Source organism: Bradyrhizobium sp. 31Argb, from assembly GCF_043638955.1.
Lineage (GTDB): Bacteria > Pseudomonadota > Alphaproteobacteria > Rhizobiales > Xanthobacteraceae > Bradyrhizobium.
The window spans coordinates 1-15,037 of record NZ_JBEGDB010000199.1 but is presented as its reverse complement, the minus strand read 5'-3'; the positions used below and the strand labels follow the sequence as shown (position 1 = coordinate 15,037).

Below are 15,037 nucleotides of genomic sequence, written 5' to 3'. Positions count from 1 at the left end.
CAGACTCTCCGATGGTTCGAGTGTGGAAACCCAAACCTACCGGAAAGGGCGCGCTCACCGCCCCATGGAATCTACAATCCGAAGCCTACGTCTCGACCTGGAACGTCAGGCCGGCGTGATCGACCAGCCGCTTGATGAGCTTGTCCTTCATCGCGGCGCCCGGCGTCCAGATGCCGGCAGGAACATCCGGCGCATCGCGCAGCAGGCAGATCGCGCATTCCGAGATCATCTTTGACGTCGACCCATAGCCGGGGTCACGATCGCCCTTCACCGCCGCACGCACCTGACGGCCGTCCGGCGCAATCGCGACGTAGAGGAGATCGTAGCGGCCGTTCTCGCGTTCTTGCTTCGAGGGCCCCTCGCCCGGCTTTGGCGCGTTCGGACCGGTCTTCTCGGCATTGAGGGCCATCACGCGCTTGGCGTTGGCTTCGCCTTTCTCACCCGCACCAGTCAGCACCATCTCGTCGTAGATGAATTCCTCGCCGTAAGAAAAATCCATCAGCATGTTGGAACGATGAACGTTGCGCGTATTGATCAGCGCCATCATGAACGGCGCCGCCCAGGACTGCAGGTCTTCCTCGTAAGCCGGCCTGTTGCCTCGCGGTTGTTTGGGGCCGGCAAATCCGGGCGTCAGCGCAAAGGGATCGTTCAGGATGGCCACGAGGCTGAGATCCTTGGCGACTGCTTCGAAGGTTGCCTTGGCGCTTGCCGCGGTGCCGCCGGAGAGCGTACCGCTGAGGTAGCGCACACGGCCCTTGACGCGGGATGCCGGCGCGCCGAATGTGCGTCTGGCCTCCTCCTGCACGAAGAACGCGCCGAGCTCGAACGGCACCGAGTCGAAGCCGCAGGAAAACACGATGCGCGCACCGCTTGCCTTCGCAGCAGCCTCGTGCCTATCGATGATCTGCCGCATCCAGACCGGCTCGCCGCAGAGATCGAAATAATCGACACCCGCTTCCACGCATGCGGCGACGAGGTCGTTGCCATAGAGCTGATACGGGCCGACCGTGCTGATCACCGATTTGGCCTGCCCAACCATGGCTTGCAGCGACGCGATCTCACTTGAATCGGCAACGATCAGCGGCGTGTCCGCAGGCGCGCCAATGGCGTCGCGCACCGCAGCAAGCTTGTCCTTGCTGCGCCCGGCCATCGCCCATGTCAGGCTGTCGCCCTTGTAATGCTGAGCGAGATATTCGGCAACGAGCTGGCCGGTGAAGCCGGTTGCGCCATAGATAACGATGTCGAACTTCGACGACATAGGATGACTTTCCCTGAAACGAGCTATTGCCCCTTCTTGTCATTGCAAGCGAAGCGAAGCAATGCATTTCACCGCTTGTGGAGGCGTGGATTGCTTCGTCGCTATCGCTCCTCGCAATGACGGCAGGAGTTCCTACTTCTTCGCATACGACACGCCCATGCCGGCACGCACGTCGGCCTGGATGCCGTAGGGCGCAATCGGATAGCGCAGGCCGTTCTTGGCGAGCTGTTTCATGCCGGCGATCGCCTTGGCAAGATCGGCCGGCGGCAGCGCCATCAGCATCTCCTCATCAGGCACGCCGCCATAGCGCCGTTCGGCGAAACATGGGAGCGACAACGACGGCTCGCGCGTCTTCAACGCCCGCCCCCAGGAATCCGCGCAGGCGGTCTCGCCAACCACGCCCCATTCGAACTTCTTGTAGCCGGTATATTGCAGCCCATTGATCAGGATGATCATCTGCCCCGGCGTCGCATAGACGAGGCAGATGTCAGGCGGATTGAGGCGGCCGCTGGAGAGCGGGCTTGCCACGAAGGCCTTGTACTGGCCATAGGGCACCACATCCAGCGCCTCCTGGCGCTTGCGCGCATCTTCCGCGGTGCCATGCCAGACCCCGACATAGGATTCTCCCGCAAGCCATTTCTCGTCCTGTGGCGCGAGCCCGATCACGGCGCGGCATTGCGCGCCGACGAGATCATCGGCAGTGACGCCAACAGTCCAGCCAAGCCGCGAGGCCATGCTCACGATCTGGTCGGTGGTGTGGATCGCGGTCGGGCGCCGGATCTTCGGGATCGCCATCATGTCCTCGACCCGCTCGAACAGCTTCAGGCCGATCACGGTCGTCTTCAGCCTGAGCAGGCTGTTGAGATCGGCCACCATCGTGGCCGGATCGAATTGTTCCGGCGGTGTCTGCTGTTGCATGGCGTAAGTTCCCGGGCTTGTTTTGCCCGATCTTAGCCCGATCGACAGCTGGTTGCGACCCGCATTCTAAGGCGTGGACTCATTGAGGCGCGGCCACCGCCGCATCGATGCGAGGTTGCGTGCGCGGCAGCGATGCGGGCGGACATCGCCGACTTGCACGACATCACGACGGCGGATAGACGAGTGATACGCCGTCCTCGCGCGCCGCGGCAGTCATCCTGGCAATTTCAGCGCGCGCCGGTCCCATCAAGTGGAAGACATCTCGTCCATGGTGGAGAAGGTAATCGGCGACGAACCGTCGATGGCAACGCCACCAGACGGCTTCCGAACACATGATCGCGCACCTCCGCCCTAAGCTCAATTGCTCCAGTTGCGATAACCCCCTGCGAAACTCGTCAGAGAGCGCGTAGTCCGCATAGTTGTGGAAGCTCTGGTTGATCCAGAAGGCATTTACTTCGGGTGGCACCGTTTTCGATTTTGCTCGTCGGCCGCCAAGTTCCTCGATCCAGATATAACCGATCTGCCAAGCCGAAAGCGCCTCAGGTAGCTCATCGATATTGAACTGGGGGTTGGTTCGTGACCGCGGGAAGCTCCGGATGTCCACGACCATCCCGATCGAACCGACTTTCAAGAGTTCGACGAATTCGGCGATGCTGTGCGTCGCGTGACCGACCGTGTAGATGGGATTGATTTCGACCGGCATCATGCAAATGGAGATCGGACGGCGTTGCTTCACACGATGAAGATAGACCGTTAGAATGCGTTTGGTAGTGGCCTGTACTGCTCGCCAGACAAGGAGGCTGCGGATGGCGGAACGATTCAAGGTCGGCGATCGAGTCCGGTGGAACTCGGAAGCTGGGCATGTCAGCGGCACGATCGTCCGGGTTCATCTCAAGGATTTCAACTACAAGGGCTATACGCATCACGCGAGCCCGGAGTCACCGCAGTACGAGATCAAGAGTAGCAAAACGGACCATGTTGCCGCTCATAAGGGGGAGGCACTTACCAAGCTGTCTGAGTAAGCGGCTGATCGAGCCGACTGTGTTATCCCGCATCCCTACCGGATATACGAGTATATGTCCTAGTTGGTTGACGGCCCCGGCAGCAACGCGTCGGTTCGGCCTGCGGCACGATAGGCGATCAGGCCCATCCACTCGCGCACCGCAAGATCGGTCCGCGACAATCCATCGAGTGCGGTGTTCGTGAACCAGAAGACGTCGTTGCCCGTCCCGACCCGCCAGTCGACAGGATAAGGCTCAACCGGAAATCCCACCTTCCGGAACAGCCCAACCGATCGCGGCATGTGAAATGCTGAAGTGACCAGTAGCCAGCGCTCGCCCGGTTTCGGCGCCACCAGCGCCTTGGAGAATTCGGCGTTCTCCCACGTGTTGCGCGATTGCCGTTCCATGGTCAGCCGCGATTTCGCGATGCCGAGGCCTTCGAATATCTCCGCCACGTAATCAGCTTCCTTGGCGTCATTGGAAATCAGGTTGGCGTTGCCGCCGGAAAATACGACACGGGCATTCGGATATTTTCGCGCGAGCGCGGCCGCGGCGATGATGCGATCGGCTGCGTTACGCACGATCGGCGTATTATGTGACGCCGAAACGTCGGAATCGACCGGGCCGCCAAGCACGATGATGCCATTGGGCGCGCCCTCTGCGGGATTCCACGGCGGAAAGCGCGCCTCGAGCGGATAGAGCAACAGGTTTCCAAGCGGCGAGAACCCCGCCACGATAAGCAGCACCATCACCGCGACCAAAAGCTTGCGGCCAAGCGCGGCAAACCGCGTCGCGAGCAGGATTGCCCCGAGCACGCCGATCCCAATCAGGAAATTGCCCGGCAGCAGCATGACGCCGAGCGTCTTCGACAGCACAAAAAACACCCGCGGTGGCCTCCGATCCGATCAACGGACAGCGCCATAGCACAAACGGACCGGCATTCCATCTCGCGTGGATACGCATGGTGCTGATCCGCTTCATGGCCGCGGCATCGGCCCATACGATAATTTCCGCCGGAATTGATCTGGCAACGATTGATCTGACTGCAAAAGCCCATTCTAAATGCGATGCGCGTCACACGTTACATGCTCGCCCGAGAAATCCCATGACACACCATCATCTCCCTGCGAGCCCCGAGACCTGCCACTGGGGCTTCTTCGAAGCAAAACTCAAGCCGGTGCTCGCGATCAAGAGCGGCGACGAGGTCACCATCGACACCGTCAGCGGCGGCCCCGACGTGGTGCCCGACCGGACCAAATTTCACATTCCGCCGGAGCTTGCGGACATCCATGCGAGGTCCGAGCGGATGCTGCCGGGTCACATCCTCACCGGCCCGATCGCGGTCGAGGGTGCCGAGCCCGGCGATGTGCTGGAGGTCGATATCCTCGATGTCAGCCTGCGGCAGGACTGGGGCTACAACCTGATCCGACCGCTCTCCGGCACCCTGCCCGATGATTTCCATGAACCACGCATCCTCAACATCCCGCTCGATCGTGAGCGCATGGTCGGCCGCCTGCCCTGGGGATTGGAGCTGCCGCTGAAACCGTTCTTCGGCGTGATGGGCGTGGCGCCGCCGCCGGCCTGGGGTCGCATCACCTCGCTGATCCCGCGCGCGATGGGCGGCAATCTCGACAACAAGGAGCTCGGGCCCGGCGCCAAGCTCTATTTGCCGGTGTTCGTAGCAGGCGCGCTGTTCTCCTGCGGCGACGGCCATGGCGTGCAGGGCGATGGCGAGGTCTGCGTCACCGCGATCGAGACCGCGCTGCAAGGCCGCTTCAAATTAACGCTGCGCAAGGACCTGCGGCTCACCTATCCCCGCGCCGAGACCGCCGATCATTACATGACGATGGCGATGGACCCGGACCTCGACCAATGCGTGGTGCGCGCGCTGCGTGACATGATCGCGCTGCTTGGGGAAAAGCGGAATCTGTCGCGCGAGGATGCGTACACGCTGTGCAGCCTCGCCGCCGATCTGCGGGTGACGCAGACCGTGAATGGCTCGAAAGGTATCCACTGCATGATCGCGAAGGCGATCGTGCACGGCTGACCTGCCGCCGTCATTCCGGGGCGCACGAAAATGCGAACCCGGAATCGCCAGCGTGCTCTGTTTCGTGACCGCCGGATTTCCAGGTTCGATGCTAGGCTTCGCCCGGGAATGACCGATTGCCGCACTTGTGCTTCGCAAGCTGCGCTCGATACAATCGACCCGATACAATCAAACAACGAAAACAAGAACGACAGGGAGACACATGCTGAAAGAGAGATTATCGCCGGCGGAAGAAGCCGCCCGCGAACAGGAAATGCGGCAGGAGCTTGCCGCCTGCCCGCGCATCCTCGATCTGATCGCCCGCGGTCCGCTCGGCAATCCCAATGCGGAAAGCGTCATCTATCTGCGCTCGCCGCTCGATCCCAATCCGGTCATCCTCTCGAACGAGCAGCTCATGGGCTCGGTCAAAGCAGCGGAAAACTTCTTCCGCCGCGAGGGCATCGGCAAGGAGGATGCGGTCGCGATCCTGCTGCCGAGCTGCCCGGCTGCGATTGCCGCGATCTGGGGTGCGGCCGCCTGCGGCATCGCCGAGCCGCTCAATCTCCTGTTCACGCGCGAAGCCATCATCGCCCAGCTCAATGCCATCAAGGCAAAACTGTTGCTGGCGCCGCCACCGGGCATGCCGGGCGGGCTTTACGAGAAGATCGAGGGCCTGCAGCGCGACGTGCCCTCACTGAAGCGCATCGTGATCGTGCCGCTCGACGGCACCATCTCGTTCGATGGTGAGGTGCTCAAGCCCGATCCGGCGTGGCGCGACGATTACGGCCAGTCGAAGGATTTCTCCGAAGCCGACCGCGTCGCCGTGATGCTGCCGACCGGCGGCACCACCGGCCATCCCAAGGTGGCGCGGCTCACCAACCGCGCGATGGTTGCCTCCACCGTCTCCTCGCGGATGGCACTGGACTTCCGAAAGAGTGAGCGCTGCACGATCACGCTGCCGCTGTTCCATGTCGGCGGCCTGTTCTGCACTGTCGCCAATTGCCTGTCGGCCGGCGCGACCATGTTCATCCCCGGTCCCGCCGGCGCGCGCGATCCGGCGCTGATCACGAATTTCTGGAAGATCGTTGAGAAGTACCACGTCAACATCAACGGTAACGTGCCGACCGCGCTCGGGGCCATCGCCGGCGTCCCGGTCGGCGACGCCGATATCTCGTCCTTGCGCGTAACCGCCACCGGCGCCTCGATCTGCCCGCTGGAGATCGAGCGCCGCTATCTTGCGACCTGGGGCGGTCCCTGCATTCAGCAGCTCTACGGCATGACCGAGCTTGCCGGCGCCATCACCCACGACGTCCACGGCATCAAGCCGCGGCCCGAAGCCGTCGGCACCCGTAATCCGCTGGTCGAGCTTGCGATCCTCGCGGGTGGCAAGCTGCACACCAGCCCGTGGCCTTCGCCGGTCGGCGAACTCTTGACCCGTGGGCCGCAGGTCTTCGCGGGCTATGTCGACAAGAAGCAGACCGAAGACGCTTTCCACGACGGCTGGCTGCGCACCGGCGACATCTGCCGGATCGACGCCGACGGGTTCGTCTACATCATGGGGCGCGCCAAGGACGTCATCATACGCGGCGGCCACAACATCGATCCGCGCTCGATCGAGGACGCGGCGCTGCAATTTCCTGGCGTCGCGCTCGCCGCGGCGGTCGGGCGCCCCGACGCTTACGCGGGCGAGGTGCCGATGCTGTTCGTGTCGACCCAGCCCGGCGTCCAGGTCGATCCGCAGGCGCTTGCCGCCTTCGTCCAGGAGAACATCCCCGAGCCGCCGGCGCGGCCCCGCGCGGTCTCGGTGATCCCGGAAATGCCGGTGACGCCGGTCGGCAAGATCTTCAAGCCAAAGCTGCGCGAGATTGCCGCCGGAGACGCCGCGCGCGAATTGCTTGCCGCGGAAGGCCTTGCCAAGGAGGTGAACGTCGAAGCGATCACCGATCCGTCGCGCGGGCTTTATCTGCGCGTCAACGCTACGCCCGACAAGGCGGAGGCGGCCGGCCGGCTGCTGCAGAAATTCCCGGTGAAGGTCGAGGTGTCTCGCACCTCATAATTTCGAGCGCAGCATCAGCCTGGCAACGAACATGACGCTGGTCTTTCCGACCAGCGCCGTCCCACTCACCTGCGCGGTGTCGGCGGAATAGAGGCCGGTGAAACCGCAGGTCACATCGCGCCCGCCGAACAGCGGCAATACGCCGACAGATCTGGTGTGTTCGCTGGTGGTCAGCTCGCCGCGCCATTTGCCGTGATCGGCGCTGTAGGAGCCTGAGTAGTAGAAATACGAATCTCCGCCCGCGATCCTGCCGTCGTGCAAGACGATGACACCGTTGGCGCGGCCCTGCCCGCCCTCGGTCATCTCGATCTGAATGGTGTAAAGCCCGTTCGTTACTGTCATCGCGCCCGAATTCCCCGACGCATCATCATCGGCCCGGGCGACAGGAAGCAATCCCATAAATCGAAGAATCCATGCGCGTTTCGCCGCGCCCTCGCCGCCCGCCCCTGGGCGGTGCACACGGGGTGCGCGCGTTATCCCCAGGGCTGTCAGAAATTTTCTCGTTACTTCCCAATCGGATAGCTCACGAAAAGCGAATCAATTTGACTCGCCTGTGTAAAACTAAATAGAGTCTGAATAGATACTTTTCTGTACAGGCGTAAAAGGCTAGCGTTTTGCCATGGCCACGGAGAAAGCCGAGACCGATCGCATTCCCGTCACTTTGGCGCTCTCGACCATCGCTTACATGGAGAAGCTGGTGAGACAGGGTACCCATGGCACCAGCGTCCCCGGCGTCGCCCGGACCTTGATCGAGGAAGGCATCCGCCTCGCCATCAAGGATGGGTTGTTGTCGATCCGCGACAACGGTAAGCCGTGAAGCGAGGCGTCAGACGGTCCGGCTAAAGGGTGGTCAAGCCAACCCGGAAACTTTCCGGCAACCTGGGACCATCGCCATGACCGCCATCCTATCGATCTGGACCCCCGAACGCGTCGAACAGTTGAAGCGCTGCTTCGATGCCGGACTGACCTGCCGCGAGATCGCCGTCGACATCGGCGTCAGCCGCAACGCCGTGATCGGCAAGCTCTCCCGCCTCAACCTGACACGGGAGCCGCGCGACGACGCCGAACGGCCGGCCCGGAAGGCCTCTCCCCGCGCGCCGCGCGCAAGGACCGTGCGGCATCAGATCCGGATGTTGCAGGCCGAGTATGGCGAGGCGGCACCGGAGGAGCCGATCGCGAACGGCCATTGCTGTTCGCTTCTCGAACTCGACGAGCAGCGCTGCCGCTGGCCGGTCGAGACGCCTGACGCCAACGATTTCCGCTTCTGCGGCAACCGGCCGGTCGACGGCCTGCCCTATTGCGCAGGCCACGCCCGGCTCGCCTATCAGCCCAGCTCGCGCCCGCGCGTGGCGCGCGGTTAGTAAAGCGTTTTCAAGCGAAGTGGAACCGGAGCTCTAGCCGAGCCGCCAACCGACGTCCGCCTTGATGCGCTCGAAGAATTCCGGCGTGTAGGCCTGTTCCGGGGTCTGGCGCACGCGCTCGTCGAGGACATGGGCGTCCTCGCCGACCAAGATGCGCCAGCGATCGGCCTTGACGCCGTCGAGGATGATCCTGGCCGCGGCGGCCGCCGTCGTCGGCGCGTCATCGTGGAACGTCCGCGCGCGATCGAGCGCGGCCTGCTGAATCTCTTCGTCCGACATCGCGTCGACATCGATGCCTGCGCCCTTCATCCGCTGGCGTGCCTGCAGGATCTCCTGCTCGGTGAGCTGGTCGGACTCCGTGCCGATCTGCACCTTCCGCGAATTGGAGACGATCGAGGTGCCGATATGGCCGGGCATCACCACCGAGCACTTGATATGCGGCGCATTCAGCCGGAGGTCGTTGATCAGCGCCTCGGTGAATCCCTTCACCGCGAACTTCGCCGCGCTATAGGCGGTGTGCGCCACGCCCATGCCGACGCTCGCCCAGAATCCGTTGACGCTGGAGGTGTTGACGATGTGCCCCTCGTCCGCCTTCACGAGCAGCGGCAGGAAGGTGCGGACGCCGAGATAGACGCCGCCCCAGCAGATGTTGAAGGTGCGCTCCCACTGCTCGCGCGTATTGGTGAACAGGCTGCCTCCGCCGCCGATGCCGGCATTGTTGAACAGCAGGTGGATCTTGTCCGTCGCCTGCTGCTCGATCACCTCGTCGCGAAAGCGCTTGAGATGATCCTCGATCGAGACGTCGGCCACATGAGTGGTGACACGCAATCCCTGCGGCAACTTCTCCGTTTCACACAGCCGCTTCGTCTCCGCCATCGCCTCAAGCGAGACGTCGCACATCGCGACATTGCACCCCTCCGCCACGAGCTGCCGCGCCAGCTCGCGGCCCATGCCCGTGCCGCCGCCCGTGATGACGGCAATCTTCCCGGCAAATTCCTTCATTGGAGACGCTCCCGCTTGTTCTTGTTGGTTGATGCGTCCCATTCCACAAGGCGGGAAATCGACGCCCGGCGTTTGTGCCGGTGGCAGCAAGACTAGCCAATGTCGAAGCCACGATCCAGTTGCAGCTCGTTCACCTAGCCGCTTCATCGCCTCGCGATCAGCCTCAGCCATGGCCCCAAATGGAACGCGCTCATCAGCACGTACATCGGGACCATTCCCGCGAACGGCGACGTGCCTTGCGAGCAAAGCATATCGGGCGCGCCGCCGACCACACCGGTGAGCAGCGCCATGACCGCGAAGGTCGGCGCGGCCGCAAGCGATAGCCAATCGGCTGCCGACATCTTCGTTGTGACGCTCGAACGTTGCGACGACGACCCCTCGTTCGCCGCCTCAAGGTCGAGTTTTGGGCAATGGGCCGTCATCGTCATTCCCTGTTCTCGATATCGCTCGTCGGGTGGCCCGGGCCGACCGTCAGCACCGTGACGACGGCCTCCGCCCACTCCACCGTGGCGGTGAGGAATGTTGGGGAAAGGATCGTCCAGTCGACCATGAGCCGGTCTCCTCGCTGCGTACTGGTCTGTCACGGTGAGGTAGACTAGGACCGGGCGCTGAAGGGGTGAGAGTGACAAGTGTGACGGGATTCCCATGGACTCGCTGATCACGGCCGCCGCGCGTGCGCTCGCGATGGGCGATCCACTCGGCGCCTTGAACCGCGTTGCGCTGCGCGAGGACGCGCCGGCGCTGGCGCTTCGCGGGATTGCGATGGCGCAGCTCGGCGATTTCGTCCGCGCCAAGGCCCTGCTGCGCAGCGCCGCGCGCGCCTTCGGCCCGAAGGAAGCGATCGCGCGCGCCAGATGTGTCGTCGCGGAGGCCGAGATCGCGCTCGCCTCCCGCGACCTCGGCTTTCCCGCCAAGGCGCTCGACGCCGCGCGCGCGACGCTCGAGGCGCACAGCGATTTCGTCAACGCCGCGCATGCGCGCTATCTCGAGGTCCGCCGCCTGCTCCTGATCGGACGCCTCGACGAGGCCGAGCGCAGGCTTGCAGACCTTGATCCCGCGCCCTTCCCACCGGCCTCGAGAGCCGCGCATGAATTGGTCGTTGCCGGCATCGCGATGCGCCGCCTCCGCACCAAGCCGGCCCGCGCCGCACTCGCACGAGCCGAGGCCGCGGCGCGGCAGGCACGTATCCCTGCGCTGACAGCGGAGGTCGAAAGCGCAGCCCTTCTGCTTGGCACACCCGCGGCGCGCCTCGTTGCACGCGGCAAGGAGCGCCCGCTCCTGCTCGATGAGGTCGAGGCGTTGCTCGTATCGAAGTCTCTGGTCGTGGATGCCTGCCGCTATGTCGTGCGCGAGAGGGACGTGACGGTCTCACTCGCAACGCGTCCGGTTCTGTTCGCGCTCGCCCGCGCGCTGGCCGAAGCCTGGCCGAACGACGTCACCAGGGAGACGCTGGTCGCGCGGGCATTCCGCGGCAAGCATGCCGATGAATCGCATCGCGCCCGGCTACGGGTCGAGATCGGGCGGCTCCGCAGCATGCTTCGCACGCTCGCCGACGTCAGCGCGACTAAGCAAGGGTTCGCACTCGTGCCGCACCTCGCCTGCGACATCGTCGTGCTGGCGCGTCCGGTCGAAGAGGACCATGCGGAGGTGCTCGCCTTTCTCGCCGACGGGGAATCGTGGTCGAGCTCGGCGCTGGCGCTGGCGCTCGGGGCCAGCCAGCGCACCATTCAGCGGGCGCTCGACGCGCTCGCGGCCAAGGACAAGGTGCAGTCGTTTGGCCGCGGGCGCGCGCGCCGCTGGATGACTCCGCCTTTGCCGGGTTTCGCGACGACCTTGTTACTCACCGCGCCGCTGCCGAATGGCTAGGGTGCCTCCACTTTAGAACAGCGAGGAGGAAGCATGATCACGTCAGCAGCCGAAATCATCCGCGAATATGGCCCATTCCCGGGCGTCGACAGCGTCCATGGGCTTACCTACGACGGCAAGCTCGTCTGGTTTGCGTCCGGTGACCGGATCAACGCCATGGATCCGGCGAGCGGGGACACGGTGCGCTCCATCGACGTGCCTGCGCATGCCGGAACGGCGTTTGACGGCCAGCATTTGTTTCAGATCGCTGAGGACCGCATCCAGAAGATCGATCCGAAAAGCGGCCGCGTGCTCGCCACGATCCCCTCGCCCGGCGGCGGCGCAGATTCAGGGCTGGCCTGGGCCGAAGGCACGCTCTGGGTCGGGCAGTACCAGGAGCGCAAGATCCACCAGATCGATCCCAAAACCGGAGCGATCCTCCGCACCATCCAGTCCAACCGCTTCGTCACCGGCGTCACCTGGATCGACGGCGAGCTCTGGCACGGCACCTGGGAAGGCGACGAAGGCGATCTGACCAGAATTGATCCCAAGACCGGCGAGGCCCTGGAGCGCCTTGCGCTGCCGCCCGGCGTCAGCGTGTCGGGGCTCGAGTCCGACGGACGCGATCAGTTCTTCTGCGGCGGCGGCACCAGCGGCAAGGTCCGGGCGGTGCGCAAGCCCAAGCGAAGCGCGCGGTAGAGCGTTTTCGAGCGAAGCAGACACCGGTCAGGACGCGGCGCAGAACATCTGCGCCGCGTTTCGCGTTTTGAACCTTGAGCTGTCTGCGCCGACCTACGTCCGGGGAGGCAATGGATGGAGGCCATCATGACCGATTGGCACGATACCATGGTCGATCAGCCAGAGACCGACAGCGCGGGCTACGTCACGGGGTGGACCATCAGCGGTCTCGCCCTGCTCGGCACCATCGTCGCCGTTTGGGTGCTTGGCATCTAGGCCGCACCTGATAGCTCCGGCCTATAGGGTGTCCGGCGTCTTCAGCTCGTGCTGGATCTGCTCTTCCTTGAGTTGGCGTTCCGCTTCGTGCCAGAAGCGTTCTTCTTCATCTTCGGGGCTTCCCGCGGCTTCCCACAATCGATAGGCGCGCGCCCGGATTGCCTGATCGTCTATCTTCATTGCCCCAGCTCCTTCCGGACCGTGGCAGCGCTGTTGCCAACCTTGTCGACAGCCTTCTGTAGCTGCTCTCTCGTTACCCCGAGTTCTCTGGCCCAGTACTTGACCTCGAAGTCCTGGTGCATGTTGATCTTCGAACGGTCGCGTTGATCCCTCTTGGTCAGATTATCCATGGCGGTTCCTCTTTCTGCGGATAGAACGCCAGAGCACATTGCATGTTCCCGGTAGGCCGTGATGGCCTTGCTCGCCAGCATCAACGGACGCACTCGCTCCGCTCGATCGGAGCCTCGATTGCATCCGGGAGGATTGCTACGGACGCGGTTGGCCGGCACGAGCGGTCAACGAGCGAACGTATCGACCCCATAGGCTCGGACTGAAGCTGCGGTTTTCTAACCGGCGCCCGAGCCCGCAAGCATCTCCCAGCCGGGTTCCGGTGCGGCAAAAATAACGGGAAGTTTATTTAAGTTAAATCATTTAATGTTTTAATGTGCTATTTAATTGGCAAGTTTAATGCACAGTCAGAACCAAGGAGCAGTCAAATGAAGATCGGGTTCGGCATTGCCGCCGCGATTTTGGCCCTCGCTCTGACGACGGTCATCCCGCCCGTGCAAGCCTGCAACGGCGGGGGGAGTTGCGAGGACGCCCCCGGTCAGAATAAGCCAGATCACTACAGCGGAGCCCCCGGGCCGATTGCTGGCGCAGGCCTTCCGATCCTCGCCATTGGCTACGGTGTCTACTGGCTGATCAGGCGCCGCCGTAGGCAGGATTGATACTTTTCCTGTGGACGCACCAACAAGCGTTGGCTGGCATTCTCCGCTGCGTCGGCCGCCGGGCCCGCGCGGCTTGCCGCTTGTTGGAAATCTGCCTGCGCTCGGCAAGGACCCGCTTGGCTTCTTTGCTGAACTCGCGGATCGGTACGGCGACCTCGTCTCGCTCAATCTTGCCGGATGGCCGGCACTTTTTGTCAACGATTTGCCTGCGATCGAGAAGGTCCTCGTCGAGGACCATCGAAACTACATCAAGCACAAGTTCTTCTGGCGCCATGTGACGGCGGTGTTCGGGAAAGGCCTGCTCACCAGTGAAGGCGAGCTTTGGCACCGCCAGCGTCGCCTGGCTGCGCCTGCCTTCGCCGGCCAGCAACTGCTTGCTTACGACGACGCGATGGTGGCCCTTACGCGCCAGTTGCTTGATGGCTGGAAAGATGGCGAGGTCATCGACATCCATCCCGAGATGATGGGATTGACGCTGCGGATCGCAGCCAAGACGCTCTTCGATTCCGAGGTGGAGCGAGACATTCACGACATGGACCATGCGGTGAACGATCTCATCGTGGAGGTCGCGTCGCGCTACAAGCGCCCGATCCTTATTCCGGACGCGATTCCATTGCCCGGCCACCTCAGATACCAGCGGGCGATCCGGACCATTGAAAGAGTTGTTTCGTCCATGATCGCCGAGCGACGCGCGAGCGGCCTGGAACATCGAAATGATTTTCTGTCGCGTCTGATGGCAGCGCGCGACGACGCAGGAAAGCCTGTGTGCGACTCGTTGCTTCGAGACGAGGCGATCACGCTCCTTCTCGCAGGGCACGAGACCACGGCTCTGGCACTTTCCTGGACATGGTTCCTGCTCGGCCAGCATTCGGACGCCGAAGCGCGCATGGCCGCGGAGATCGCCGAAGTGGTTGGCGATCGCCCGGTAACAGCCGAGGATGTTCAGCGCCTGAAATTCACGGAAAGCGTCGTGATGGAGGCGATGCGGCTTTACCCGCCCGCGTGGGCCATCGGCCGGGAATCCGTGCAACCGTTCGACCTTGGCGGCTACTCTTTCAGAGCGGGCACAACCATCTTCATCATCCCATGGGTCCTGCATCGCGACCCGCATTATTTCGACGAGCCGGAGACTTTCCGTCCCGAGCGCTGGATGGGCGACCTCGAGCGCAAGTTACCCCGCTTCGCCTATATGCCGTTCGGCGGCGGGCCGCGCGTCTGCATCGGCCAGCGTTTCGCCATGATGGAAGCCGTTCTGGCGCTGACGACGATGGCGCAACGTTTCTCGATGGAATGGCTGCCAGATCGCAAGGTGACGCCGTTTCCGTCGATCACGCTGCGCCCTCATGGGGGCGTGTGGCTCAAGATCAAGGAGCGGCGGAAGATGAATGGTCGGAGCGGTGGGATTTGAACCCGCCAGCCCTGGTCGCCCAGGCGTCCCGCCAGGGTGCTTTCTTTGCCCATTGTGTGAACCATTTCACATTTGGCGTAGCATGGTACTGCTAAGATGGCGGTACTGGGATTTCAGGGCACCAGTTGAGACAAACGCCGCCGGGACGCTGTATTTCGAGCCCGGCGGCGCAATTTTGTGGACCACGTATTGCCTCACCTGAGGATGTTACTTTCGCTTGACGGATGTAGCTCCGACTGTCGGCCGGTCCGAGGTTGCGTC

20 protein-coding genes are annotated in these 15,037 nt (G+C 63.3%); 10 read left to right on the top strand and 10 right to left on the bottom strand.

Annotated features, from left to right (window positions below):
- Positions 1-85 precede the first annotated feature (85 nt).
- The 3 genes from AAFX91_RS29330 to AAFX91_RS29320 all read right to left on the bottom strand — a co-directional run bounded on the left by AAFX91_RS29330 (position 86) and on the right by AAFX91_RS29320 (position 2,999).
- On the bottom strand, positions 86-1,258 hold the full coding sequence (locus tag AAFX91_RS29330; protein ID WP_394568951.1) for a saccharopine dehydrogenase family protein: 1,173 nt from the start codon (positions 1,256-1,258) through the stop codon (positions 86-88).
- Between the two features lie 132 nt (positions 1,259-1,390).
- Positions 1,391-2,176 carry a DUF169 domain-containing protein gene (locus AAFX91_RS29325; protein WP_394568950.1) on the bottom strand — a complete coding sequence of 262 codons (786 nt, stop codon included), beginning with the start codon at positions 2,174-2,176 and terminating at the stop codon, positions 1,391-1,393.
- 163 nt (positions 2,177-2,339) lie between these two features.
- On the bottom strand, positions 2,340-2,999 hold the full coding sequence (locus AAFX91_RS29320) for a DUF488 domain-containing protein (RefSeq protein WP_349644929.1): 660 nt from the start codon (positions 2,997-2,999) through the stop codon (positions 2,340-2,342).
- Between AAFX91_RS29320 and AAFX91_RS29315 the strand changes: the two genes are divergently transcribed.
- Positions 2,983-3,198: a DUF2945 domain-containing protein gene (locus tag AAFX91_RS29315; RefSeq protein WP_130583271.1), complete on the top strand. Its 216-nt coding sequence runs from the start codon at positions 2,983-2,985 to the stop codon at positions 3,196-3,198. The two genes, AAFX91_RS29320 and AAFX91_RS29315, sit on opposite strands and share 17 nt — an antisense overlap.
- A 59-nt stretch (positions 3,199-3,257) precedes the next feature.
- Here the strand turns inward: AAFX91_RS29315 and AAFX91_RS29310 are convergent, their stop codons facing one another.
- Positions 3,258-4,061: a YdcF family protein gene (locus AAFX91_RS29310; protein ID WP_394568949.1), complete on the bottom strand. Its 804-nt coding sequence runs from the start codon at positions 4,059-4,061 to the stop codon at positions 3,258-3,260.
- 221 nt (positions 4,062-4,282) lie between these two features.
- Between AAFX91_RS29310 and AAFX91_RS29305 the strand changes: the two genes are divergently transcribed.
- The gene (locus AAFX91_RS29305; RefSeq protein WP_130583269.1) at positions 4,283-5,224 is read left to right on the top strand and encodes an acetamidase/formamidase family protein; all 942 of its coding nucleotides are present in this window, start codon (positions 4,283-4,285) and stop codon (positions 5,222-5,224) included.
- 202 nt (positions 5,225-5,426) lie between these two features.
- Positions 5,427-7,259: an AMP-binding protein gene (locus tag AAFX91_RS29300; RefSeq protein ID WP_130583268.1), complete on the top strand. Its 1,833-nt coding sequence runs from the start codon at positions 5,427-5,429 to the stop codon at positions 7,257-7,259.
- Here the strand turns inward: AAFX91_RS29300 and AAFX91_RS29295 are convergent.
- The gene (locus tag AAFX91_RS29295) at positions 7,254-7,601 is read right to left on the bottom strand and encodes a GrlR family regulatory protein (protein ID WP_130583267.1); all 348 of its coding nucleotides are present in this window, start codon (positions 7,599-7,601) and stop codon (positions 7,254-7,256) included. The genes AAFX91_RS29300 and AAFX91_RS29295 overlap by 6 nt on opposite strands.
- A gap of 277 nt (positions 7,602-7,878) precedes the next feature.
- Here AAFX91_RS29295 and AAFX91_RS29290 point away from each other — a divergent pair, with 277 nt between their 5' ends.
- A complete protein-coding gene (locus tag AAFX91_RS29290) occupies positions 7,879-8,076 on the top strand; it encodes a hypothetical protein (RefSeq protein ID WP_027580595.1) in 198 nt (65 codons plus the stop codon).
- A gap of 76 nt (positions 8,077-8,152) precedes the next feature.
- The gene (locus tag AAFX91_RS29285) at positions 8,153-8,620 is read left to right on the top strand and encodes a GcrA family cell cycle regulator (protein ID WP_130583266.1); all 468 of its coding nucleotides are present in this window, start codon (positions 8,153-8,155) and stop codon (positions 8,618-8,620) included.
- 33 nt (positions 8,621-8,653) lie between these two features.
- Here the strand turns inward: AAFX91_RS29285 and AAFX91_RS29280 are convergent, their stop codons facing one another.
- The 3 genes from AAFX91_RS29280 to AAFX91_RS29270 form a co-directional block, all read right to left on the bottom strand.
- Complete coding sequence (locus AAFX91_RS29280) at positions 8,654-9,622, bottom strand: SDR family oxidoreductase (protein ID WP_394568948.1); 969 nt, start codon at positions 9,620-9,622, stop codon at positions 8,654-8,656.
- Positions 9,623-9,765: 143 nt separating this feature from the next.
- Positions 9,766-10,050: a hypothetical protein gene (locus AAFX91_RS29275; protein ID WP_394568947.1), complete on the bottom strand. Its 285-nt coding sequence runs from the start codon at positions 10,048-10,050 to the stop codon at positions 9,766-9,768.
- Positions 10,047-10,172, bottom strand: a complete 126-nt coding sequence (locus AAFX91_RS29270; protein ID WP_394568946.1) for a hypothetical protein — start codon at positions 10,170-10,172, stop codon at positions 10,047-10,049. The genes AAFX91_RS29275 and AAFX91_RS29270 overlap by 4 nt, the downstream gene beginning before the upstream one ends.
- Positions 10,173-10,267: 95 nt before the next feature.
- Here AAFX91_RS29270 and AAFX91_RS29265 point away from each other — a divergent pair, with 95 nt between their 5' ends.
- The 3 genes from AAFX91_RS29265 to AAFX91_RS29255 all read left to right on the top strand — a co-directional run bounded on the left by AAFX91_RS29265 (position 10,268) and on the right by AAFX91_RS29255 (position 12,421).
- A complete protein-coding gene (locus AAFX91_RS29265) occupies positions 10,268-11,488 on the top strand; it encodes a helix-turn-helix domain-containing protein (RefSeq protein ID WP_394568945.1) in 1,221 nt (406 codons plus the stop codon).
- A gap of 33 nt (positions 11,489-11,521) precedes the next feature.
- The gene (locus AAFX91_RS29260) at positions 11,522-12,166 is read left to right on the top strand and encodes a DUF5074 domain-containing protein (RefSeq protein WP_394568944.1); all 645 of its coding nucleotides are present in this window, start codon (positions 11,522-11,524) and stop codon (positions 12,164-12,166) included.
- 126 nt (positions 12,167-12,292) lie between these two features.
- Positions 12,293-12,421, top strand: coding sequence for a hypothetical protein (locus AAFX91_RS29255; RefSeq protein WP_282530158.1), 129 nt, complete (start codon positions 12,293-12,295; stop codon positions 12,419-12,421).
- A gap of 21 nt (positions 12,422-12,442) precedes the next feature.
- Here AAFX91_RS29255 and AAFX91_RS29250 read toward each other — a convergent pair whose 3' ends face one another.
- Both AAFX91_RS29250 and AAFX91_RS29245 read right to left on the bottom strand, forming a co-directional pair.
- On the bottom strand, positions 12,443-12,601 hold the full coding sequence (locus tag AAFX91_RS29250) for a DUF2934 domain-containing protein (RefSeq protein ID WP_130582944.1): 159 nt from the start codon (positions 12,599-12,601) through the stop codon (positions 12,443-12,445).
- Positions 12,598-12,771 carry a DUF3606 domain-containing protein gene (locus AAFX91_RS29245; protein ID WP_130582945.1) on the bottom strand — a complete coding sequence of 58 codons (174 nt, stop codon included), beginning with the start codon at positions 12,769-12,771 and terminating at the stop codon, positions 12,598-12,600. The genes AAFX91_RS29250 and AAFX91_RS29245 overlap by 4 nt, the downstream gene beginning before the upstream one ends.
- A 366-nt stretch (positions 12,772-13,137) precedes the next feature.
- On the opposite strand from AAFX91_RS29245, the gene AAFX91_RS29240 reads away from it, so the two are divergent.
- On the top strand, positions 13,138-13,368 hold the full coding sequence (locus tag AAFX91_RS29240) for a hypothetical protein (protein WP_130582946.1): 231 nt from the start codon (positions 13,138-13,140) through the stop codon (positions 13,366-13,368).
- A 10-nt stretch (positions 13,369-13,378) separates the two neighbouring features.
- A complete protein-coding gene (locus AAFX91_RS29235; RefSeq protein ID WP_394568943.1) occupies positions 13,379-14,776 on the top strand; it encodes a cytochrome P450 in 1,398 nt (465 codons plus the stop codon).
- Positions 14,777-15,037: the final 261 nt, after the last annotated feature.